The sequence below is a fragment of the Archangium violaceum genome (assembly GCF_016887565.1).
Lineage (GTDB): Bacteria > Myxococcota > Myxococcia > Myxococcales > Myxococcaceae > Archangium > Archangium violaceum_B.
Genome location: NZ_CP069396.1, coordinates 261,351 through 284,473, shown reverse-complemented (window position 1 = coordinate 284,473; position 23,123 = coordinate 261,351). Strand labels below are relative to the sequence as shown.

Genomic DNA, 23,123 nt, shown 5'->3' with positions numbered 1-23,123 from the left:
CACCGCGCAACGGAACCCGGTGCGCCCTGACGCATCCCACCTGGACCGTGACGAACCTGGACCTGTTTCCCCCGGAGCCGCTCCCACCCGGTCCGCTCGCCCACCTGCTGAAGGTCTCCCGCATCTATCTGGAGCCCGACATCGAGCGCTTCACCCGGGGCCGGGACATCCTCGCGCGCTTCCCCGACGCCGAGCGCATCGAGGTGCGCTCCCACTGGAACATCCCCGGCCTCTTCGGCAACGAGGGCAACGCCGAGGCGTGGAACCGCATCAAGGGCAGCACGCTCGTGCTGGGCGTGAAGAAGGCCATGTCCTTCGAGGAGAACGGCCGCAGCGCCGACTTCCTCCCGCCCTCGGCCGCCAACGGCTGCGTCATGAGCTGCGCCTACTGCTACGTGCCGCGCCACAAGGGCTACGCCAACCCCGTCACCGTCTTCGTCAACATCGAGCAGATTTCGGCCGCCATCCGCCGCCACGCGGGCAGGCTCGGGCCCAAGACGCAGCCCAACACCGTGGATCCGCGCTACTGGGTCTATGACATCGGCTGCAACAGCGACTGCTCGGCCGACGCGGCCCTGAGTGACAACGTGCGCGACATGGTGCGGCTCTTCACCACGCTGCCCAACGCCATGGGCTCGTTCGCCACCAAGCTGGTCAACCGCGAGCTGCTCACCTACTCGCCCCGAGGCAAGACGCGCATCCGCTTCAGCCTCATGCCGCACGCCAGGGCGAAGCTGCTCGACGTGCGCACCAGCCCCATCGCCGAGCGCATCGCCGCCATCGACGACTTCGTGGCCGCCGGCTACGAGGTGCACCTGAACTTCTCGCCCGTGGTCGTCTCCGAGGGCTGGCAGGACGCGTACGACGCGCTGTTCCAGCAGGTGGACGACACGATCGGCGACAAGGCGAAGGAGCAGCTCGCCGCCGAGGTCATCTTCCTCACCCACAACGAGCGGCTGCACGAGGTGAACCTGCGCTGGCACCCGAAGGCCGAGGAGCTGCTGTGGCGGCCCGAGCTCCAGGAGGCCAAGGTGTCCCAGGGCGGCGGCGCCAACGTGCGCTACCGCACCGGGCTCAAGGGCAGGCTCGTCGAGGAGTTCAAGCAACTGCTCGCCCGGCGCATGCCGTACTGCCGCGTGCGCTACGCGTTCTGAGCCGGGGTACGCGGGGATACCGGCCTGGCCCAGGGCCCTACCCCCAAGAGGATGGGGCCCTGTCCGTCACGACACGTCGAAGGGTTACGGATAGAGGAACCACGCGGAGACGGTGTTGGTCGTGCAGAGGTCGAGGTTGTCAGGCCCTCGGATGACGACATACCGCTCGTAGTAGCCTTCGAGGCCGGGAGAGTTGAGGACGAGGTAGGAGAACGAGATCTGGTCGTAGGACAACGAGCCGTTCGTATCCACCACGCCATTCCTCGTTCCATACAGGTAGGCTCTGGAGCCCGCGGGGAAGGGGCCCGACGAGGTGAAACCGAAGGTCGCCGTGCCACCACTGGGGATCCTGTTACTGGTGAGCCACGCCGAGCACGAGCAGCCTTCGTCGAGGGAGCCATTGCAGTTGTTGTCCTGCCTGTCGCACACCTCGGCGGCTCCGGGATGCACGCTGGACCTGCTGTCGTCGCAGTCGTCGGACCTGGTGGAGTAACCCGCGGGCGGAATGCAGCCCCAGGGCGCCGCGGGAGCCGGGCTTACGACAAAACCATAGCCGTACCCGTCCTCATCGGAATCCCGGACGAAGTAGCGAGGCAGCGAGGCGTCGGCATCGTTGCAATCGTCGGAGGTGGACACGTAACCGGCAGGGGCCGAGCACGCCTGGGTGCTCACGGAGGGAGTGCCGCGCCCGTCTCCATCCGCGTCGCGGTACCAGGTGGTCGTGGGCACCCCCTCGTCGATGGAGCCGTTGCAGTTGTCATCCACCCCGTTGCACACCTCGGTGGCCCCAGGCTTCACGTTGGCCTGGGTGTCGTTGCAATCACTGGAGTTGGACACGTAGCCCGAGGGCTGCACGCAGGCCTGGGTGCTCACCGTCGCAGTGCCATACCCGTCTCCATCCGCGTCGCGGTACCAGGTGCTGCCCCCTGCCTCGTCGATGGAGCCGTTGCAGTTGTCATCCACCCCGTTGCACACCTCGGTGGCTCCAGGCTTCACGCTGGCCTGGGTGTCGTTGCAATCACTGGAGTTGGACACGTAGCCCGAGGGCTGCGCGCAGGCCTGGGTGCTCACCGTCGCAGTGCCATACCCATCCCCATCCGCGTCGCGGTACCAGGTGCTGCCCCCTGCCTCGTCGATGGAGCCGTTGCAGTTGTCATCCACCCCGTTGCACGCCTCGGTGGCTCCAGGCTTCACGCTGGCTTTGCTGTCATCACAGTCGCTGGAGTTGGTCACGTAGCCCGAGGGCTGCACGCAGGCCTGGCTGATCACCGCCGCATTGCCATACTTGTCATCATCCGCGTCGCGGTACCAGGTGCTGCCCCCCTCCTCATCCGTCTGGCCATTGCAGTTGTTGTCCAGGCCATCGCATACCTCCGTGGCCTCGGGGTTGACCGCGAGATCGAAGTCATCGCAGTCCAGGTCATTCTCCACGTATTCGGGGCCTGGAGGCTGGCAGTCTTCCACGGGGGAAAGCAGGTCGCCGCCATAGCCATCGGTATCGGCATCGTAGAAGTAGATGTTCTGCAACTGCACCTGGGTCAGCGTGAGCTGGTTGCTCTGCGTGCCATCGCCCAGTTGCCCCGAGGAGTTCACCCCCCAGGCCCAGAACGGGCAGCCGGGCCGCAGCGCCAGGGCGTGGAAGAGTCCCGAGGAGAGCGCCAGCGCATCATTCAACCCCTGCACTCGCACCGGGCTGGTGCGCTGGACCGTCGTCCCGTCGCCGAGCTGTCCATTGGTGTTCTGTCCCCAGCCCCAGGCCGCCCCGGTGGAGTCGATGGCCAGCGAGAAGTTGCTTCCCGTGGCGATGGCGGTCACGGCCCCCGTGAGTCCCACCACCACGGGCGTGCTCTGCGCCGTGGCGGTCGTCCCGTTGCCAAGCTGTCCATTGGTGTTCTGCCCCCACGCCACCATGCTCTGGTCGGAGAGCAGCACCAGCGCGTGGTTGGCTCCGGCGGCAATGGCGGTGGCTCCGCGCGCCAGGCTCACCTGGTACGGCGAGAGCTGATTGACGCTCGAGGCGATCGTATTGCCGATCTGCCCATTGACGTTGCGGCCCCACGTCCACACACGTCCGTCCGCCCCCAGTGCCATCGAGTGGTACCACCCCGCCGAGATGGCCGCGATGCCGCCAGGCAGGCCGAGGCGCACCGGCGTCAGCCGGGCGCTCGTCGTTCCATCTCCGAGCTGGCCATAGGTGTTGGCGCCCCACGCGTAGACACCGCCATCGGCGGCAATGGCCAGCGAGTGGCTCAGACCTCCGGCGATGGCCACGGCGCCGCCCGGAATGGTCACGGACACGGGAGTCAGGCGGCCGGTCGTCGTTCCATCACCCAGCTGGCCAGAGCTGTTCTGTCCCCAGGCCCAGACCGTGCCGTCCACCCCGAGCGCGAGCGAGTGGTTCCTGCCCGCGGCGATCGCCTTGATGGCGGGAAGGCCCGTCACACGGACCGGGACCTTACTGAGAGTCTGCGTCCCGTTGCCGAGTTGCCCCTCCGTGTTCTGTCCCCACGCCCACACCGAGCCGTCCGTGCGCAGGGCCAGGGAGTGGAAGTTGCCGGCGGAGATGGCCTTCGTCACGGTGCTGCGGGTGACGAGCGCGGCGGCTACGGTCCGCTCGTCCTTCGCCTCGGCTGGCAGCGCTTCTCCCGTTCGCGCCGGGAACTCGCTCTCGAGCATGTCACCTTCCGAGACCGACACTCCACAACCTGTCACCCATAGGCCCCAAAGCACCGCACACAGAATCCAGATCCCAGACAACTGCCTTTGCATTGCGCACTCCTCTGCCTCGAACAGATCCCGCCCACCCTATAGACCGTTCACTCCTGGCAAAAGCCATTTCCCTTCGAGTGAGCACGACGTGCCGCACGTCCAGCGCTGCTTTCAGCGCCAACAATGTGACAGGCTCCCAGGCCATGCTCCCCTACGACGCCCTGGAGGCCCTGGCTCGCGAGCGCCTGCCCCAGGCCGTGTATGACTACTTCGCCGGGGGCTCCGGCGAGGAATCCACCCTCGCCGACAACTCCGCCGCATGGGCCCGGCTCCGCCTCCGCCCTCGCGTGCTCCGCGACGTGTCCTCCGTCGACACCTCCACCGAGCTGCTCGGCACCCCACTGCGCGCCCCCGTCCTCGTCGCGCCCACCGCCTTCCACTCGCTCGCGCACCCCGAGGCCGAGCTCGCCACCGCCCGCGGTACCCGCGAGGCCGGCTCCCTCCTCGTCCTCTCCTCGCGAGCCTCCCGCCGCATCGAAACCGTCGCCTCCCACGCCGGGCCCTGGTGGTTCCAGGTCTACGTCTTCCGCGACCGCGGCCTCACCCGCTCCCTCGTCCAGCGTGCCACCGCCGCCGGGGCCCGCGCCCTCGTCCTCACCGCGGACACCCCCTACGTCGGCCGCAAGCGCCGCAACCGCGGGGACTGCTCCCTCCTCCTCCCCGATGAGGATCTCCTCGCCAACCTCGAGGGCCTCACCCACCGCTCACTCGCCGAGCAGGCCCCCGATGTCACCTTCGCGGACATCGATCGCCTGCGTCAGGACTCCGGCCTGCCCGTGCTCGTCAAGGGCGTGCTGCGCGCCGATGACGCCCGCGAGTGTCTCCACCACGGCGCCGCCGGCCTCATCGTCTCCAACCACGGCGGCCGGCAGCTCGACGGCGCCCTCGCCACCGCCGACGCACTCCCCGAGGTCGTCGAGGCCTCCGAGGGCCGCGTCCCCGTGCTCGTCGACGGCGGCGTGCGCTCCGGCCGCGACGTGCTGCGCGCCCTGGCCCTCGGTGCTCGCGCCGTGCTGCTCGGCCGGCCCATCCTCTGGGGACTCGCCACCGACGGCGCCGACGGCGTGCGCCAGGTGCTCAACTTCCTGCGCGAGGACACCTCCCACGCGCTCGCCCTCGCCGGACTGCCCCGCCTCTCCGACGTCGGCCCCGACCTGCTCGCCCCTCGCCGGCCCTGAGCGCCTCCCTACTTCCCGCGCGCCGCCTTCTCCGGGAGTGACTCCTGGCGCCGCGCCTCCGCCTCCCTGGCGAGCCGCTGGCGCACCAGCGCCGCCGCCCACTCCAGCTCCTCTCGCGGCAGCCCCGCCCCCAACGTGAGCTGCTTCCCGTCGTACCGGTCGATGATGAGCATGGGGCAGGTGGAAGGATCGAAGAGATTCATGAGCGGAGCCCCCTCCGAGTGGTCTCGCACGTCGACGTCCCGGATGAGCTGCGCCGGAATCCGGAGGGGTTGAGTAAGCCCGCTCGTGGAGCGCTCCACCGCCAGGCCCGGCCGTGACACGGAGAGATGACAGGTGGTGATGGCCCCCATCATCGCCTTCCACATGAAGCGGGCTCCGAACAGGCCGAGCACCAGCACGAAGGGCATCACCATGAGGAGGGACACCGTCTCCAGGGTCAGCGAGAGCAGGTAGCCTCCCGCGCCCAGCGTCAGCATCAGCGTCACGACGCCCATACCGAACTGGAAGCGGAATCCATTCACCCAACCGGGCTCGGGCAGAATCAACCGCCACTGTCCGTCCTCCTCGTGGACCCGGACACGGCAGCCCGGCGGAGGCTCGGGCACCTCGATGGGCTCGGACCGCGAGGCCTCCAGCGCGGAGCCCTCCCCCACGCCCTGAAGACGGGCGCTCAGCTGCGCCAGGGCCCGTGCACGCTCGGGTGAATCCAGCTCACCGGGTGGACGCACGCGCCCGGTGCCCACCTGCAATCCCAGACGGACGTGGCGGACCACGGCCTCGGCCAGCGCGAACACCTCGTCGGGGTCCGCGCCCCTGGCCACCAGCTGGTCCCTGCCCGGCCCGATGAGCCGGACGTCGCGCGCTGGCGACTGCTCCTGGGTGAAGAGCCGCACCCGGTCGAAGTCCGCCACTCGCCGCGACCACCGCAACATGGGCACCCCAAGTCCCCACACCCAGGACACCTTCCCGCGCACCCGGTCCAGCGACACCTCCCAGACCCCCAGCGCCCTCTGGAGCCCGTAGGCGAGCGAGAGCGCCACGGCGAGGAGCCCCTGCGGATCCCACGAGCCTGCCTTCACCAGGAACAACGACAGCCCCGCGGACAACGCCAGGGCCGCCACTCCCTTCAGGACCCGCTTCACCCCGCGCTCGCGCCGCACGTGCAGCCTCGCGTCGTCGATCCACCACCGGTTGGCACCACACCTACGGATGTCGTGACCCATCCACTCGCTCCTGACGACGGACGTCGAGCACCTCGGCCCATCGCCGTCGCCCCCTCCCGCTCGATGAGGACAACGCTAGCCGAGCCCCGGCCCGGGTGGGAGGCGCGGGAGAGCGGCGAGCCTCAGGTCGCCTCGCGGGGAGAGGGAGCCAGGGGCTCGGAGCGGGGCGTCCCGGGGGCCGCGTCGGAAGGCGGAGTGGACGAGGAGGGCGCGAGGTTGGCCAGGGCCGCGCTGGCGAGGATGAGCGCACCGCCCACCAGCAGCGAGGAGTCCACGCGCTCGCCGAGCATCAGCACACCGAGGAACACGGCCACGAGCGTGTCCAGCAGGGGCATGGCGCCGATGACGGCGAGCGGCACGCGCTGCAGCAGCCAGAAGAGGAGCTGGTAGGTGAGGGCGGTGGCGCCCACCGCCAGGTAGACGATGGCGAGCACGGCGCGAGGCGTCCAGTGGCCGGGCAGGTGGGACTCGAAGGCGAACGAGGCGCCGAGCAGCAGCACGGAGCTGCTGAGCGTCTGCACGCACACGGACAGGCTGGTGGACACGTGCGCCAGGGAGCGCCGGACGAGCACGTTGGCCACGGAGATGGAGACGGTGGCCAGCAGCGTGAGCACGCACCCGACCACCACCAGGCCGGAGAAGCCGAGGCCGCGCAGGTGCTCGTACTGGAGCGCGACGATGCCAGCGAGCCCCAGTGCCGCGGAGCCGAGCTTGAGCGGCGTGAGCGGCTGGTCGGGCAACAGCAGCCGGCCCACCAGCAGCAGCCACACCGCATAGGTGGAGAAGAGGAGCGCGGACCAGCTGGAGGGAATCCACTGCTGCGCCACGAAGAGCAGCCCGTAGGGGAGGGCGATCTGAAGCACGCCCACGCCCACCAGCATCCACCACGTCCGGGCATCGGGCCTGAAGCGGCGCAGACCGCTGAAGGGCACCAGCACCAGGCCGGCGAGCAGCATGCGCGTGCCAGCGAAGCGCAGCGGTGGCAGGTCCGCGAGTCCCACCTTCACCACGGACCAGGTGGAGCCCCAGAGGACGAAGCAGGCGATGTAGGCGAACAGCAGGCGGGCACGCGAGGCCCCGGAAGCGGACATGGCGGCGCCAGTACCACGCGAAACCTCCCGCCGCCATGGACCGCGCGTTCAAGGAGCCACCGCCCCGATTCGAATGTCTTGGAGGGCCGAGAAGCGGGAGCCCGTCAGGGCGAGCCGCTCACACTCACGCGCTCCTGCACCATCCGCAGGTCTCCCGTGAAGGGCAGCTCGGCCTTCTCCACCAGGCCCTGGACGTCCACGGTGAGGGTGGCCTCGAGGGGACCCATCTTCATCTTCAGCTCGCGGCCCTTGTCCGACTCCCTGCTCAACACCTGGTCCACCGGCGCGATGGGGTTGGCCGCGGGGTCGTAGACCCGCAGCGTCAGCTCCTTCTTCCTGCCCGATAGCAGCTGCTCGCGCACCAGCCGCGCGGTGGACGGGCTCGTGGACAGGTCCGTCTTCACGGTGAAGTTGCCGCTCAGCTCCTTGCCGCTGTGCTTGCCCTCGTAGTGGTACTCGCGCCCGCCCACCTGCTCGAGCGACATCTGGATGTCGAGCTCGCCGTTGGTGGAGCGGGCGTAGTCGCGCGCCACCAGCCTGCCGTCCTTGTCCGTCAGCTCCGTGGAGACGGTGTCCTGCACCATCAGCTCGCGAGCCGTGCGCGGCAGCAGCAGGCTCGTCTCCACCTCGGTGAGCTTCGCGCCCCCCGCCGAGTCGCGGACGGCGCGCTTCTCGAACCCCACCGGACGGCCCTCCACGCGGACGAGGTGGAACTCGGAGTAGCGCGAGGCCTTCCGCTTGCCGGCGGTGGAGCTCGTGAGCGAGCTGGCCAGCGCACTGGTGATGCGCTCGAAGCTCTCCGAATAGCCCAGCTCGTCGTGCGAGCACACCAGCGGCACCTGGTCGTCCACGTGCACCATCAGCTTGGCCTGGCCCACGGCCTTCCCCTGGGGCGTGTCCACGAGGTACTGCGCCTCGGCGAACACGGCGGGGGCGTCACCGATGAGCCGCACGTCCGTGGCGCGCGCGAGCTGAAGGTCCGTGTGCTGGCCCACCATGGACAGCAACCGGTGGATGGCCGCGCCCGCGTCCAGGGGCTCGGAGTAGATGAAGCAGGTGAGCGGGCTCCGGGTGCCGAGCGGCACGCTGAGCACGAGGAAGCCCTGCTGCTGCTGGAAGGTGGGAGTGCCCGCCGTCTCCACCTCGCCGGTGAAGGAGCCATCCGGCGCGGACACCTGCTGCCTGGACAGGGGAGCCAGCTCGCGCGCCGAGAGCGCCTTGAAATCGAGCTTCGGCCCGGCGGCGGACGGGGCCCGTGCCGGAGCGGAGGCCCCGGAGGGAGCCTCGGACCTGGAGGAGGCCGTGGTGGCACAGCCGGTCAGCAGGCCCAGCAGAAGCATCGCGCGCAGCCGCATCGTCAGTGTCTCCGGAGATGTCCGCGGGAGCCCCGATGGCTCCCCCCTGCACGCGAGACCCTAGCGGCCCGGCTCGGGGCCGTGCCAGCACCGGATGCTCCCGGGTGCCTCAGTGCCGGGTGCGCTCGACGTGTTGGCGAATCTCCTCCAGGTCCATCGACAGGCGCTCGAGCGTGTGCCGCATGGGCTTCTTCGGCAGCTTCACCCAGCCGATGGCCGCGCAGAGGGCCGCGAGCACGAAGACCACACCCGCGGCGAGGAGCGCCCCCGCCCAGAGCGGCAGGGCCAGCGCCGCCGCGCCCGCCGTGAAGAGCAGCGCCAGGCCCACCACCGACAGGGCCGCCGCTCCGCCCAGGAACACCCCCGAGAAGCGCGCCGCGCGCGCCTCCTTCGTGAGCTCCACCTTCGCGTGCAGCAGCTCCGCCTTCGCCAGCAATCGCGCCTCGTACATCGCCCGGCGGACGAGCTCGTTCGTCGACATGCCCGCCTCGGGACTCTTCCAGCTCTCCACGGCCTGCCTCCTCTCGACCACCGCCGCACGCGGCCCGGCTCACGTCACCTCGCGCCTCCGCTCGTAGGCGAAATGAAGGATGGCCAGCAGCACCACGCCCACCGCCACCCCGAAGGTCAACCAGAGGAACCACCCCACCACCCCACCCTGCACCAGGGCGACGACCCACAAGGCCAGCAGCCCCAGTCCCAGCAACAGGTAGAGAATCGGCATGGCGCCTCCTCAGATGCGGCCGATCACCCCGAACAGCAGCCGGGGTGCCACGTCCGCGGCCGTCGCGTTCACCCCCACCGCCCCCGTCACCACGAACGACGAGCCCACCCGCACACCCGTGCCCACGCTCGCGTTCACCGAGGCCTCCTCGTCCCCCAGGGGATTGACGTAATACGCATCCCCCTGGAGCAGCAGCCGGTCCCCGATCGGGTGGTCCGCCGCGAGCCCCAGCAGGTAATCGTCCGGCGAGTCCTGGCTCGCCCGGTACCCCACGTTGCCGTGCAGCCGCGTCTGGCCGAACGTCTTCGTCGCCAGCACCCGCGCCTCCGCGCTCACGCCCTCGTCCCCCTGCGGGCTCGTCACCTCGCCGAGCAGCGCCACCTGGGGCACCGCCCGCTTCTCCTCGACGAGCTGGCCCAGGGCGTACGCCTCCACCGCGCCCGTGGTGCCCTCCTGCTCGCCCGCGAGGTTCTGCAACTGCGCGCCCGCGCCGAACTCCACCTTCCACGGTGTGCCCACCCGCACCCGCGGCTCCAGGACGAAGCCCACCTCCCCCGTCTGCGTCCGGTTGGCCACCATCACCTCGCCCATCACCTGGCGCTCGAGGGGGCTGGCGTTCTGCACCGTCAGTACCTCCGAGTTGCGCAGCAGGTCCAACGCCGCCTCGCGCTCGGAGGGGGGCTCGGGCTCGGACTTCGCCTCCGGGGGCTTCACGGGCTCCACGGGCCTGGCGAAGCGGGCCTCGGCCGACATCACCGCCTGGCGCAGCTCCGCCACCTCCTGGCGCAACGCGCGGAGCTCCTCGGACACCGCTTGCTCCTGGGAGGGTGGAACCGCGGAGGGTGGAGCCGCCTGCTCGGAGGAAGCCGGGGCCTCGGGCTCACCCGCCTCGCCCGCGCCGCCCGTGGCATGCTCCGAGTCCTCCTGGTGGCGCCCCTCCTCCGCGCGCAGCTCGCTCAAGCGCTGGTGGAGCCGACGCTTCTCCTCGCGCAGGCGTGTCAGCTCGTCCCGGGGCGACTGGACGACGCTCCCCCCCGCCCCGGTCTCGCTCGGGCCGTGAGACTGTTCCGTCGCTCCCCCTGCCGTGCCGAGGCTGACCACGGCCAGCAGCGCCACCAGCGGATGCAGCATTCCCGTCCTCCCGGACTCCATTCCACCTGGGGCCAAACGTGTGACCCTGAACGGTTCCCGGCAAGGCAGGGCAGCCGTGCCGAGCTCCCCTGACTGGGCAAGCGCGAGCGGTCCGGACCTCCAGGCTCGACTGGCTGGCTGCTGGCCCTTGCCCGCCCGGTGCCTGTCACGCTCTCATCCGCCCATGCCGACTTCCCCGACTCCCGACGCTGGCCAGCCGGCCGCCCAGCGCCCGCTCACCCGCCAGGATGCCAAGACGCTCGCGCTGGCCGCGCTGGGCGGCGCCCTGGAGTTCTACGACTTCATCATCTACGTCTTCCTGGCGCCGGTCATCGGCCAGCTGTTCTTCCCGCCCAACACGTCGGACGTGCTGCGCCAGTTGCAGACGTTCGGGGTCTTCGCGGTGGCCTATTTCGCGCGTCCGCTGGGCGGCATCATCATGGCGCACTTCGGAGACCGGAGCGGCCGCAAGCGCATGTTCGCGCTGAGCGTGTTCATGATGGCGGTGCCGACGCTGCTCATCGGCATCCTGCCGACCTACGCCACTGCGGGGTACGCGGCGCCCCTGGCGCTGCTGGCGCTGCGCGTCCTGCAGGGCGCGGCGGTGGGCGGCGAGGTGCCGGGAGCCTGGGTCTTCGTCTCCGAGCACGTGCCGGAGCGCCGTGTCGGCTTCGCCTGCGGAACGCTCACGGCGGGGCTCACGTTCGGCATCCTGCTGGGCTCGCTGGTGGCGAGGGCGGTCAACGAGGCCTACACCCCGGAGGAGGTGCGGACCTTTGGCTGGCGCATCCCGTTCATCCTCGGTGGCGTGTTTGGCTTCTTCGCCGTGTTCCTGCGCCGGTGGCTCGCGGAGACGCCGGTCTTCGAGGAGATGCGCCAGCGCAAGGCCCTGGTGCGGGAGTTGCCCATCAAGGCGGTGCTGCGCGGCCACGGCGTCGCGGTGACGGTGTCGATGCTGCTCACCTGGGTGCTCACCGCCGGCATCGTGGTGGTCATCCTGATGACGCCGACGCTGCTCCAGCAACACTACGCCATCTCCCCCACCCACGCGCTGAAGGCCAACAGCATGGCCACGCTGAGCCTCACGTTCGGATGTATCGCCTTCGGACTGGCCGCGGATCGCTTCGGTGTCGGGCGGGCGCTGGGCGCCGGGTGCATCGCGCTGCTCGTGACGGTGTACCTGTTCTATCGCGGCGTGGCCGGAGCGCCGGAGCGGCTCGTCGAGCTGTATGCCCTGACGGGGTTCTGCGTCGGCGTGGTGGGGGTTGTGCCCACGGTGATGGTGCGAGCCTTTCCCGCGGCGGTGCGCTTCTCGGGGATTTCGTTCTCGTACAACGTGGCCTACGCCATCTTCGGGGGCCTGACGCCGCCGGCGGTCACCCTGCTGACGAACACGAACCGGCTCTCGCCCGCATACTACGTGGCGGCGCTGTGTGGCGTGGGCCTCCTGGTGGCGATCTACCTCTTGAGCGTGGGCCGCTCGCGCTTCGCCGCGGTGAGCGCCTCGTAGGGGAGTATCCACGAAGTTCCTGAAGCCAGACGACAAGGACCCATCCATGACCGTCCGTTTCAACCACACCATCATCGCCGCGAAGGACAAGGTGCGCTCCGCGCGATTCCTCGCCGAGCTGCTCGGGCTGCCCGAGCCGAAACCCGTCGGTCACTTCCAGGCCGTCACGCTGGATGATGGGGTATCGCTCGACTACATCAGCACCGATACCGACTTCCCCGGCCAGCACTATGCGTTCCTCGTGTCGGACGACGTGTTCGACGCGCTGATCACCAAGATTCGCGACCGGGGGATCGAACACTGGGCCGACCCGCGCGGCCAGCGCCGCAATGAGATCAACACCAACGACGGAGGCCGCGGGGTCTACTTCCAGGACCCCTCGGGTCACTACATGGAGGCCATCACCGTTCCCTACGGCGGCTGGTGACGGCTCGCTCACACCGCGGGGTCATCCAGCACGTCGGCAAGAGTGGTGGCGTTCAGGGAACGGTCGAACCAACGGTCGAGGGTGGCCACGTCCGTGCACGTGAGGATGTGCTGGCGGGCCTCCTCGTCGACGCTCACTCCCCGCGCGGCGAGAATCCGCAGGATGTCCTCGGCACGCCCTCGGGTCAGCCCCCGCTGGAGTCCCCGCTCGATGAGTTGCTCGCCATAGCTTCGCATCAGCTCCTCCGCTCGTTGCTCATCCAGCACCGAATGTAACACCCGCCTGGCCGCTTCATGGACTGCCTCGTCCCCCACCCACAGCAGGTAACGGAGGAGCACCACCAGATGCTCGGCTCCCTCCGGGCCTTCCTGCACCAAGGCGAAGAGCGCCACCCATTCCGGCAACTTCCGCGCCAACTCCTCACTACGCCCGTGACGCAGGACGAGCCACGCCAGCCGGGCCAGCGGTGGGCCCGGGCGCTCTCTCAACGCCTCCTCCCGCTCGGCCGTCAGGTCATCGAGCAGGTACTCGAAGCGCGGCACCAACTCGCCCCATCGCTCCCGCTCCTCTTCAGGTAGATCGAACAGGTCCTCCACCCGGCGCGGCGCCGTCCAGCGCCCCTCCGGCCCGTGGTACATGACGAGCGGGATGATGAGCGGCAGCAGGGCTCTCTCGGGGTTTTCCTGGCGCCAGCGCTCCACCTGCCGCACTACGTAGCGCAGCATTCTCAGCGCCATCCACCCATCCACCGTGGACTGGTGCTCCAGCAGCACGTACAGCAGCAGCGGCTGGCCCGTGCGCAACCGGGCCGAGAAGAGCAGGTCGCTCTCCGTCTCCCTCAACTCCGGGTCCACCACGCTGCCTGGCTCTCGCCGCAGGGACGACCAGTCCACCGCCGAGACGACTTGTGGAGGCAGCACGGCGCGTAGTTCGGCGGCGGCCCGCTCGGGGTGGCCGAAGGTGTAACGGGCGAAGAGGTCATGCGGTCCAGACATGGCGAACCGCTCCCCAAGCACACAACGGGCCACCTCACCCACACCGCACCGCAGGCTGTGACAGTCTTCACGATGGCGGAGTGAACCCCATCACGGCCCTGTCTCGGCCCGTCTGGCAGAACAACGCATGCCTGGACACGGGAAGCCCAGCTTCCAGACGGGCGCGGGCTCGAGGAAACCCTGCTGGAGGCGCCGAGGAGCTCCGCTGGCGCGTGCGGAACCGCGCCTCGCGCCAGAGGTCATGAACGACGGACGGCGGCTACCATCCGTTGGGCGGCAGCGGAGCGCAGGTGTAGCCCGCCGGGCAGCTTCCATCGTAGTTGCGCACCAGCTCGAAGCCTCCGAGCCGGGTCGTGCCCGACGCCAGGTAGAGCGACTGCACGATGGTGGAGTCCGTGTTCCAGGGGGTGATGGTGATCGTGTTGTGATCCTGACCCGCGGAGGCCATGTAGTTCCACACGCTGTGGTTCTGATCGACGCCCGGGCTGATGACGTTGAACGTGGCGCCGTAGTCGTAGAACTCGCCGTAGGTGAAGAAGCGAGCCTGATAGGTGGTCGGGAACACGGACACCCGGTTCTCCGTCCGCCAGACCGCCTTCACCGCGAAGCGCCGCTGCCCCGTGGCGGGATACGAGCCGAACCACCACCCCTCGAACAGGTGGATGCTGAATTGCTCCACCTGCGGCGGAGTGGGAGGCACCGGGTTGGTGGCCTCGTTCCACACGAAGATCATGCTCTTGCAGCCCGTGGAGGGCTTGTTGTTGGGGTCGTACGCGTCATTGTAGAAGGAGACGTCGTAGACGTTGGCCAGGGTGGTCGGCTTCGCCGCCACCACGTAACGGCCGGCGGGCAGGTTGCACTGCTGCGAATCCTGCAGCGGCGGGCTGAGCGTCTGCTGGCTGAGACCGAGCGGCGCGCCATTGCCTGCCTGCGCGGCCTCGGGGCCGCACGCGGCGGTACCCGCCATGCAAAGGAGAAGGAGCAGGTTCCTGGAATTGGAGTTCATCGAGCTGTGTCCTTGATGCTCTCGTTCGTCATGAACGATTGCCCGTAAGACACAGGCAGGCGCCGGGATGTCACATGCGATCGACAGCCGGCGCGGTGGGCAGGTGCATCCATACCGGGGATTGGCACCCACCCTGTTCGTTGTGTCGCTTTCTCAATTCACGGGGGCAGCACGGCGCGCCTCGGCACTCCGCATCTAACAGGAGCCAAGCACCTTGCAGCTGCCCGAGACGACGTAGACGTAGCCATTGGCGTCGAACTGCAGCCAGTTCGTGGCTCCGCCCGAGGAGTTGGTGCCCATGGCCGCGCAGATGACCTTGGTCCCGTTGCTCTTGGTGAGGCACGTGTCCTGGGCCAGGAATCCGCTCCAGGCCCTCCCCGTCTCGAGGCTGGAAACCTTGAAGCCAGCGCTCCAGGCGAAGAGCACCGAGCCATTCCCTGGTCCGACATAGAGGGTCTTGGAAAGCAACCCAACCCGAATGCCAATCAAATACCGCGAGAACAGGCACCCTCGGGCGCGCTTGCGCGGGTGTCAGAAATTCTTTGACACCTGCCCTGGCCCTGGTGACGGCCCGGGGGGAAGCGCTACACGAACGCGGGGTGCGATCTGATAGAGGAAATCACATGGACACCTACGAGCCGTTTCTCTCACTCGGTCTCGCCCTGGCGGCCGGATTCCTCATCGGCCAGGAGCGGGAGTACTCGGCGCCGGACCCGCGCGAGGGCAAGGAGTCCTTCCTCGGCGGCTCGCGCACCTACCCGCTGGTGTCACTGGCGGGAGCGGCCTCGGCGCTGGTGGCGCGGCAGTTCGGCCCGTGGCTGCTGCTGGTGTCGCTCGTCGCGGTGGGGGCGCTGCTGGTGGTGTCCTACGCGGGTGACGTGCGCAAGGGGTACTCGCACGGGCTCACCTCCGAGGTGGCGCTGCTGCTCAGCTACCTGCTGGGCGTGTTGGCGTTGACGGAAGGCGTGTTCGGCTCGCCGCGGGTGAAGGTGCTGACGGTGGCGGGCCTCACGGTGGTGGCCACCCTGCTGCTGTCCATGAAGCCCGTGCTGCACGCCTTCATCGGCCGGCTGCAGCGGCGCGACGTGTCGGCCGGGGTGCAACTGCTCTTCGTCGCCGTGGTGGTGGTGCCGCTGCTGCCGGACGCCACCTACGGGCCCCTGGACGTGCTCAACCCGAGGCAGCTCGGCTGGCTGACGCTGCTCATCGCGGGCATCGGCTTCGCGGGGTACGTGGCCATCCAGGCGCTGGGCTCGCGACGCGGACTGGTGGTGACGGGCCTCATCGGCGGGCTGGTGTCCTCCACGGCGGTGACGCTGTCCTTCTCCGGGAGGGCGAAGGGGGCGCCGCGCGAGCTGCGCCTGGGGTGCGCGCTGGCGGTGCTGCTGGCCTCGGCGCTCATGTTCGCGCGGGTGATGGTGGAGGTGGCGGTGGTGCACCCGCCGCTGCTGCGGCTCGTGGCGGTGCCCATGGGGGCCATGGCGCTCACGCTGCTCGGGGCTGGCGTCCTCTTCTACCGCCAGACGCGCGAGGTGCGCGGCGAGGGCGCCGAGGTGGAGTTCGCCAATCCCTTCGCCCTGGGCTCGGCGTTCAAGTTCACCCTGCTCTTCGCCGGGGTGCTGCTGGGAGCCCGGGCCGCCACCGAGTACCTCGGGCGAAGCGGTGCGTACCTCGCCGGCGTGCTGGCGGGGCTCACGGACGTGGACGCCATCACCCTCTCCATGGCGAAGCTGGCGCAGGGCGGATCCCTGCCCGAGGCGGTGGCGGTCACCACCATCTTCCTGGGCACGGTCTCCAACACCCTCGCCAAGGGCGTGATGGCGACGGTGGTGGGCGGGTGGAGCTTCGGCCGGTGGGTGCTGCTCGCCTTCGGCGCGACGCTGGCGGTGGGCGCGCTGGCGCTCGGCACCACGTACTGGCTGTGAGTCGATGAGAGAACCCGCGGTGTGGGGGCGCAACGACTGCACGCCGCAGTGTGCGGAAGCGCACGCTTTTCGCCCGGCGCCCCGACTTTCCGGGCGGCTCGGCTGGCACGCGACTTTCAAACAGGGTGTCCTGGAAAGGAGGACCGTCCATGAACCCGTCCACACCCATCCAAGAAGAGCGGGAGCGTCTCTCCGCGTGCTCCTGCATCGAACTGCAAGGAACCTTCGATGCCAGTGCGGCCCGGGATGTCCTGGCGCTCCTCCAGCGCCAGGCCGACGCGGGCCACCTGGAATTGGATTTCAGCAGGGTGAACACCTTCCAGGACTTCGCCCTGGATCTGCTCGTCCAGGGGTTGGCCCGGCTGCCGGGGCTCCATCTGAAGACGCGGGGGATTCCCAGCCACCCGGCGCGGGTGCTCCAATACCTGAGCATCGACCCGCACACGCTCGCGCCCGCGCGCCGGAGCCAGTGCCCCTCCTGTTCCCCGGTGCGCGACCATCGGGACCTCGACGACTGAGCGGCGGCCCTTCCTCCCGTCGTCGGCGACGACCCCCCCGCGAAGTCCCGCCCCGGAACCCGTGGCAGTGACGAGTTGAACGCTCCACTGACAGCCGAACGCGGAATTCATTCCGTCGCGGCACAGCCATCCGGCAGCGCCGGGGACGGATGCAATATGGCGTTCGACGCACTGACGGAACAGCCGAAGAATCTAGATATGTAGGTTCGATTGATCGAACACCGCCGCCCGGCGGAAGCATGGACCCGGTGATGCGCCATCGCTCCGTCGTGGTACGGAGGAAGAGGTGGGTCCACCGGTTCGGAGACCATTCGAAAGAAGAGACCGCCCGGCGCGCGGTGGCCCTCGCCCTCGAACGCTTCGGCAAGGTCGACATCCTCGTGAACAACGCCGCGCGGATCCTGAACAAGCTGGCCGTCGACATGACCGTCGACGAGTGGGACTCGCTCATGGCGGTCAATGCGCGCGGGATGTTCGTCCATGCGCGCGAGGCGCTGCGGGCGATGATCCCCAGGGAAGCCGGGTCGATCGTGAACGTCGGCTCCTACGCCTGCTATTACGCCCTGCCGACGATCTCCGCCTACGCGGCCTCCAAGGGCGCCGTCGCCCAACTGACCAAGGTGCTCGCCATCGAGAACGCCGCCCATGGCGTGCGGGTGAACGCGGTCGCGCCGGGCGACGTGGAGACCGGAATCCTGGATGAAGTCCGGCCGGACGGCCGCCAGTTCCTGGTCGAGCATGGAAAGGCCGCGCCCATCGGCCGCGTCGCCCAGCCGGGTGAGATCGCCGAGGTGATCGCCTTCCTGGCCTCTGACCGCGCGAGCTTCGTCACCGGCTCCGTCGTGATGGCCGATGGCGGTTACACCGCCGTCTGAGAGGTCCCAGTTTCCCAGAAGTCGCGAAGGATACGGCGGACGGGCGCGGGTGCCAGAAGCGCTCCCTGAGCGGTAAGGTGCTCCCGTCAGTTCGTCGTGTCTCCATGAGCCAATCGTCTTCATCAGGGGCGGTGGGGTGCCCCCCCGAGCAGGTACTGGTCGGCTTCGCGACCGGCTCGCTCCCCGACACGGAGCGCTCGGCGCTCGAAGCACACCTGGCTCGATGCAGCGTGTGCTTCGAGGTGGTGTCGGCACTGGTCGCGGAGAACGGCCCCGCGGCCAGCGTCTCGTCACCGCCCCAACCCGCGCCCGTGCTGTCCCGCGGCACGGCCATGGGGCGCTACCTGGTGCTCGACCCCATCGGCATCGGTGGCATGGGTGTGGTGTATTCGGCGTATGACCCGGAGCTCGACCGCAAGGTCGCGCTCAAGCTGCTGTCGCCCCACGGCCCTCATGGCGCCTCTTCTCCCGAGGGACGGCTCCGACTGCAACGCGAGGCCCGCGCGCTGGCCCGGCTGTCCCATCCCAACGTCGTCACCGTCTACGACGTGGGCACCGAGGGCGAGCAGGTATTCGTCGCCATGGAGTTGGTGGACGGGCAGACGCTCGGGACGTGGCTGTCGGCCGCTTCCCACGACTGGCGGCGGGTGTTGCACTGCTTCGCGGAGGCGGGCCGGGGGCTCGCCGCCGCCCACGCGGTGGGGCTCGTCCACCGCGACTTCAAGCCCGACAACGTGCTCCTCGGGCGCGAGGGCCGGGTGCGCGTCACCGACTTCGGCCTGGCGCGAGTGACGGAAGTCACACCGGACACGCTCCCCGGAGCCGAAGCGGGACAGGTGCGCACGGAGGCCCAGCCCTCGAGCTTGTCGGGCGCCCAGGCCGGCACCCCCCGCTACATGGCGCCCGAGCAGTGGTTGGGAGCGGCCACGGGCCCCTCTACGGATCAATTCAGCTTCTGCGTGGCGCTCTGGGAGGCGCTCCATGGCGAGCACCCCTTCGCCGGCGACTCGCCCGCCGCGCTGAGACAGGAAGTGCTCGCGGGCCGCCTGCGCGCCGCGCCCGCTCAGCGGCAGATTCCCGCGCGAATCCACGCGGCGCTCGTGCGCGGGCTCCAGCCCGAGCCCTCGGCGCGCCACCCTTCCATGGAGGCGCTGCTGGCCCTCCTGGAGCTGGACCCGGCGCGGAGGCGCAGGCGCGTCGCGGCGCTGCTGGGAGCGGGGGTGTTGCTGCTGGGGTTGTTGGGAGCGGGCCTCGCGCAGTGGACGTACCGCTCGGCCCAGCTGTGTGCCGGAGGGCCCGCCCGCGTCCAGTCCGCGTGGGGAGCCGCGGCCCGGGAGAACGTGCGCCGCGGGCTGCTGGCCAGCGGGGCTCCCGGTGCGGAACGGACCTGGGAACTGCTCACCCAGCGCGTGGATGGCTACACCTCGGACTGGGCCTCCATGCACCGCGAGGCCTGCGAGGCCACTCGCGTCCGGGGTGAGCAGTCCGAGCAACTGCTCGATCGCCGCATGCTGTGTCTGGAGCACGCGCTGCAACGCATGTCGGCCCTGGCACGTCAGCTGGAGCACGCCGATCGCGCCACGGCGGACAAGGCGCTGGACGCCGTGCATGCGCTCCCCTCGTTGAGCGAGTGCGCCAACGCGGCGGCCCTGCTGGAGGCTCCGGGGTTGCCCCAGGATGCCTCCGTCCGGCAGCAGGTGCTCACACTGCGCGGACAGCTGGCGGAACTGGAGACGCTCAAGGAGCTGGGTCACCTCAAGGAGGCGCTCCCGCGCGCCGAAGCACTGACCCGGGCCTCCGAGGCGCTGGCCTACCCTCCCCTGCAGGCCGAGGTGCTCCTCCTCGAAGGAGAGCTGCTGCGCCTGGATGAGCAGATACCGCAAGCGCTCGAGCGGCTCCGCCAGGCGGCGCTCCGAGCGGAGAGAGGGCACGAGGACACGCTCGCCACGCGAGCCTGGACGCTGCTGGCCCTGATCTACGCCACCGATAAGAAGGAGTTCGCCGAGGCGCACCGCAGCATCGACTATGCCCAGGCGAAGCTCGACCGGTTGGGCCACCGGGACCTGCTCCTGGAGACGGAGTTGCTGGGGACTCGCGCGGGGCTGGCGGACCGAGAGGGGAAGTACGCCGAGGCGGCCGCGCTGGACCAGGAGCGCGTCACGGCGCTGGAGCAGCGGCTCGGGCCGGACGCGCCCGCCCTGGCCAGAGCCCTGTACGGTCTGGCCGCCTCGCGCTACATGCAGGGGCGCCTGGATGAGGCCTACACCGCCATCCATCGCTCCCTGGTGTTGAGCGAGCGGTACTGGGGGCCCGAGACCCTGAAGCTCGCCACGGGGCTCAACCTGCTCGCCATCATCGCCAAACACAGACATCAGCTCCCCGAAGCACGCGAGGCGTATGAACGGGCGCTGCGGATCTACGCCCGCCTGTCGGGTGAACAATCCTCCCGTTACGCCCAGACGCTGGCCAACCTGGGCGCCCTGCTCAACGAGCTGGGAGACAATGAGCAGGCCCTCACCGCGTTCCAGCGCGCCGTGGACATCGAGCGGGCGAGCAAGGAGCAGGACTCGGATTCCCTGGCCAATGTCCTCACGAACATGGCCTCCGTGTACAGGCACCTCGGGCGATTCGAGGAGGCGCTGGCGGTCAACCAGGAGGCGCTCTCCCTGCGCACCACGAAGTTCGGCCCCCGCCACGTGCTGGTGGGGGTGTCGCTGGACTCGATGGGCATCTCGCTGATGAAGCTGGGGCGGTACACCGAGGCACTCGAGCACTTCCGGCGCGAGCTGGAGATCTTCACCGCCTCGTTCCCGGGAGAGCATCCCCATGTGGCCACGGCTCACTACCAGGTGGGCCTGGCACTGGCCGGACTGGGGCGGCTCGCCCAGGCGCGCACCTCCCTGGAACGAGCGCTCGCCATCTTCGAGCGGCATGCGAACCTGGGCCCGGAGCAGGCGGAGACGCGGTTCCGTCTGGCGCTGCTCCAGTGGGAGAACGGCGGCGCGGATAGAGGGCGGGCGCGTCAGCGGATTCTCGAACTGCGAGACCAGCTGGATGAGGCCGCCCGTACCGAGGCGGACGCATGGCTCGGTGCCCATCCCGCGTCTCCCTGAGGCTAGACTGCGGGCGGTTCCATGACATCACCCTCGCCGCCTGCCCCTCCTCCCGAGACCGACCTCTCTCCGGAACAGCTCCGCGCACGAGCCCTCGCGCTGCTTCCCTCTCCGGCCGCGCGCGCACTGGAGAAGGAGGAGCAGCTGGGGCCGGTGCTCCACGCGCTCTTCGAAGCGAGCGCCCAGGCCCGGACACGGTTCGAGGTCACGGATGACGACTTCCTCGAGGCACTCCTGCGTCAGGTGACGCCAGCGGGGGATGCACTGGGGACGCTGCGGTCCATCCACGCCGCGGACGTCGTGCTGGCGCTGGGGTGCGCCGCGGGCCACCCCGTGGCCCTGGCCGAGTTCGACCAGCGCTTCGGCGCCGAGATGAGCGCCGCGCTGCGGCGGTTGGATCCATCGCCCTCCTTCGTCGACGAGGCGCTGCAGGCCGTGCGCGAGCGGCTCTTCCTGCGCCGGGAGCGGAGTGGCCCGAAGATCGCGTCCTACGCGGGCACGGGCCCGCTGGCGGGCTGGGTGCGCGCCGTCACGCTCCGGGCGGCCATCAACCTGCGTCGCGGCGCCTCGGCCGAGGTTCCGCTGGATGAACGTCTGGCGACCGGGCTCAGGACGGACAGCGCGGGCCCGGAGCTCCAGCTCATCAAGAGCCAGTACCGCGAGGCATTCCAGCGGGCCTTCCGCGCCGCGCTCGACACGCTCACGGACCAGGAGCTCAACATCCTGCGCCTGCACTTCGTGGGAGGAGCCACCCAGGAGCAGCTGGGCAAGCTGTACAACGTGCACCGCATCACCATGGCACGCTGGCTGACGCACGCCCGAACGCGGCTGCTGCTCGCGACCCAGCGGGAACTGCAATCACTCCTGAAGGTGGAGGCCGAGGAGCTGAATGACATCCTCGAGCTGGTGCGCAGCCAGCTGGCCATCACCCTCACCCGAGCGCTCCAGGGAAGCTGACGCCCACGCTGGTCCGCCGGGGTGGGATTCCTCCCTCCGGGATGACGAGCAGGCAGGCGGTCGCATCCGTTCGCCAGGGACTGGAGACGCAGCCATGTCCGCCTATGCTCCGGCCCGCCCATCCTCTACCCTGGGCGCTCCACTTCACGACGCGTCATGGACGAGCACTCTGGAATGACAGGCGGACGGGGCAGGCGGCGGATTCCTCCGAGCACATGGCTCATCGCCGGGCTGCTGGGGCTGAGTGGGCTGGGCGTCGTCCTGGCCAACCGTGGCGCCCAGGCTCCATCGCCCTCCAGCACGGCTCCGGTACCCGAGGCCTCACGGGGGCCCGGCTCGGACGCGGCGGAGCCGGGAGAGCAGTTCCTCGGCGTGGTCCTCCACGGCGAGGTGGTGGAGCTCACCGCCGGAGTGGAAGGGCGGCTGGCCTCCGTCTGCTGCCAGGTGGGTGAGCGGATCAACCGAGGCAGCGTGGTGGCGGCCCTGGACGCCCGGGAGACGCAGCAGGAGCTCCTGGCCGCCGAGGCCGCGCTGCAGGTGACGATCGCCCAGCGGGAGAGCATCGCCCTGGAGGTCGAGGAGGCCAGGGAGCGTCTGGCGCGGCGCCAGGCCACCAAGGAGGCGGCCCTGTCGGCGGAGGAGCTCTCCATCGCCGAGTACCAGAAGCGCGGAGCCGAGGCGCGCCTGGTGGCGGCCGAGGCACGCCAACAGGAGCAGCAGGCGCGGGTGACGCAGCTGCGCTCCCAACTGGAGGAAGGCCGGCTGCGCGCGCCCTTCGACGCCATGGTGGCCGCGCGCTATGTGAGCCCTGGAACCCGGCTCGCCAAGGGCACGCCCGTGCTGCGGCTGCTCAGCGCCGACGTACTGCGCGTGCGCTTCGCCGTCCCCGAGCAGGTGGCCGCGCGGCTCGCCCCGGGCGCTCCCGTCCAGGTGTCCGTCGAGGCCACCGGCCGGCTGCTCCAGGCCACCGTGGAGAGCGTGGCCCCCGAGGTCGACGCGGCCTCCCAGCAGGTCTTCGCCCTGGCCACCCTCACGCCCGACGCCGGGGCCGCGCGCGTCTTCGGCGGCACCACCGTGCGCGTGGCGCTCGGCGGGCCTCGGACGACGCGGGTGGGTGAGACCCCATGAGCCGCTCCTCCCAGCGGAACCGGTGTGGTAATTGCCATTCA

20 protein-coding genes are annotated in these 23,123 nt (G+C 69.8%); 10 read left to right on the top strand and 10 right to left on the bottom strand.

Translation table 11 applies throughout. The features are described from left to right. Positions 1–47 precede the first annotated feature (47 nt). Positions 48–1,154, top strand: a complete 1,107-nt coding sequence (locus JRI60_RS01255; RefSeq protein WP_204223972.1) for a spore photoproduct lyase family protein — start codon at positions 48–50, stop codon at positions 1,152–1,154. An 84-nt stretch (positions 1,155–1,238) separates the two neighbouring features. Here JRI60_RS01255 and JRI60_RS01250 read toward each other — a convergent pair whose 3' ends face one another. Further along, positions 1,239–3,830, bottom strand: a complete 2,592-nt coding sequence (locus JRI60_RS01250) for a MopE-related protein (RefSeq protein WP_204223971.1) — start codon at positions 3,828–3,830, stop codon at positions 1,239–1,241. 236 nt (positions 3,831–4,066) lie between these two features. Between JRI60_RS01250 and JRI60_RS01245 the strand changes: the two genes are divergently transcribed. Next, on the top strand, positions 4,067–5,101 hold the full coding sequence (locus JRI60_RS01245) for an alpha-hydroxy acid oxidase (RefSeq protein WP_204223970.1): 1,035 nt from the start codon (positions 4,067–4,069) through the stop codon (positions 5,099–5,101). Between the two features lie 8 nt (positions 5,102–5,109). On the opposite strand, the gene JRI60_RS01240 is transcribed toward JRI60_RS01245, so the two are convergent. From JRI60_RS01240 to JRI60_RS01215, 6 genes are all read right to left on the bottom strand, one after another. Beyond that, positions 5,110–6,327, bottom strand: coding sequence for a hypothetical protein (locus JRI60_RS01240; RefSeq protein ID WP_204223969.1), 1,218 nt, complete (start codon positions 6,325–6,327; stop codon positions 5,110–5,112). A 122-nt stretch (positions 6,328–6,449) separates the two neighbouring features. Next, positions 6,450–7,418, bottom strand: a complete 969-nt coding sequence (locus JRI60_RS01235; RefSeq protein WP_204223968.1) for a DMT family transporter — start codon at positions 7,416–7,418, stop codon at positions 6,450–6,452. Between the two features lie 104 nt (positions 7,419–7,522). Further along, positions 7,523–8,773, bottom strand: a complete 1,251-nt coding sequence (locus JRI60_RS01230) for a hypothetical protein (protein WP_204223967.1) — start codon at positions 8,771–8,773, stop codon at positions 7,523–7,525. 109 nt (positions 8,774–8,882) lie between these two features. Continuing rightward, positions 8,883–9,284, bottom strand: a complete 402-nt coding sequence (locus JRI60_RS01225; RefSeq protein WP_239470277.1) for a phage holin family protein — start codon at positions 9,282–9,284, stop codon at positions 8,883–8,885. Positions 9,285–9,323: 39 nt separating this feature from the next. Then, positions 9,324–9,497 carry a hypothetical protein gene (locus tag JRI60_RS54290; protein WP_204223966.1) on the bottom strand — a complete coding sequence of 58 codons (174 nt, stop codon included), beginning with the start codon at positions 9,495–9,497 and terminating at the stop codon, positions 9,324–9,326. Between the two features lie 9 nt (positions 9,498–9,506). Then, positions 9,507–10,628, bottom strand: a complete 1,122-nt coding sequence (locus JRI60_RS01215) for a hypothetical protein (protein WP_204223965.1) — start codon at positions 10,626–10,628, stop codon at positions 9,507–9,509. 184 nt (positions 10,629–10,812) lie between these two features. On the opposite strand from JRI60_RS01215, the gene JRI60_RS01210 reads away from it, so the two are divergent. Then, positions 10,813–12,138, top strand: coding sequence for an MFS transporter (locus tag JRI60_RS01210; RefSeq protein ID WP_204223964.1), 1,326 nt, complete (start codon positions 10,813–10,815; stop codon positions 12,136–12,138). A gap of 46 nt (positions 12,139–12,184) precedes the next feature. Continuing rightward, positions 12,185–12,565, top strand: coding sequence for a VOC family protein (locus tag JRI60_RS01205; RefSeq protein ID WP_204223963.1), 381 nt, complete (start codon positions 12,185–12,187; stop codon positions 12,563–12,565). 8 nt (positions 12,566–12,573) lie between these two features. Here JRI60_RS01205 and JRI60_RS01200 read toward each other — a convergent pair whose 3' ends face one another. The 3 genes from JRI60_RS01200 to JRI60_RS01190 form a co-directional block, all read right to left on the bottom strand. Further along, entirely contained in the window at positions 12,574–13,560 is a 987-nt protein-coding gene (locus tag JRI60_RS01200; RefSeq protein WP_204223962.1) for an Rpn family recombination-promoting nuclease/putative transposase, read from the bottom strand. A 259-nt stretch (positions 13,561–13,819) separates the two neighbouring features. Next, positions 13,820–14,566, bottom strand: a complete 747-nt coding sequence (locus JRI60_RS01195) for a hypothetical protein (RefSeq protein WP_204223961.1) — start codon at positions 14,564–14,566, stop codon at positions 13,820–13,822. A 195-nt stretch (positions 14,567–14,761) separates the two neighbouring features. After that, positions 14,762–15,034 carry a hypothetical protein gene (locus JRI60_RS01190; RefSeq protein WP_204223960.1) on the bottom strand — a complete coding sequence of 91 codons (273 nt, stop codon included), beginning with the start codon at positions 15,032–15,034 and terminating at the stop codon, positions 14,762–14,764. Positions 15,035–15,189: 155 nt separating this feature from the next. On the opposite strand from JRI60_RS01190, the gene JRI60_RS01185 reads away from it, so the two are divergent. From JRI60_RS01185 to JRI60_RS01160, 6 genes are all read left to right on the top strand, one after another. Next, positions 15,190–16,491: an MgtC/SapB family protein gene (locus JRI60_RS01185; RefSeq protein ID WP_204223959.1), complete on the top strand. Its 1,302-nt coding sequence runs from the start codon at positions 15,190–15,192 to the stop codon at positions 16,489–16,491. A gap of 149 nt (positions 16,492–16,640) precedes the next feature. Continuing rightward, on the top strand, positions 16,641–17,009 hold the full coding sequence (locus tag JRI60_RS01180; RefSeq protein ID WP_204223958.1) for an STAS domain-containing protein: 369 nt from the start codon (positions 16,641–16,643) through the stop codon (positions 17,007–17,009). A gap of 239 nt (positions 17,010–17,248) precedes the next feature. Beyond that, positions 17,249–17,884, top strand: a complete 636-nt coding sequence (locus tag JRI60_RS01175) for an SDR family NAD(P)-dependent oxidoreductase (RefSeq protein WP_239470276.1) — start codon at positions 17,249–17,251, stop codon at positions 17,882–17,884. A 104-nt stretch (positions 17,885–17,988) separates the two neighbouring features. Further along, complete coding sequence (locus JRI60_RS01170) at positions 17,989–20,997, top strand: serine/threonine-protein kinase (protein WP_204223956.1); 3,009 nt, start codon at positions 17,989–17,991, stop codon at positions 20,995–20,997. A 21-nt stretch (positions 20,998–21,018) separates the two neighbouring features. Next, positions 21,019–21,954 carry a sigma-70 family RNA polymerase sigma factor gene (locus JRI60_RS01165; protein WP_204223955.1) on the top strand — a complete coding sequence of 312 codons (936 nt, stop codon included), beginning with the start codon at positions 21,019–21,021 and terminating at the stop codon, positions 21,952–21,954. 174 nt (positions 21,955–22,128) lie between these two features. Beyond that, positions 22,129–23,082, top strand: a complete 954-nt coding sequence (locus JRI60_RS01160; RefSeq protein WP_204223954.1) for an efflux RND transporter periplasmic adaptor subunit — start codon at positions 22,129–22,131, stop codon at positions 23,080–23,082. The last annotated feature ends 41 nt before the right edge of the window (positions 23,083–23,123 follow it).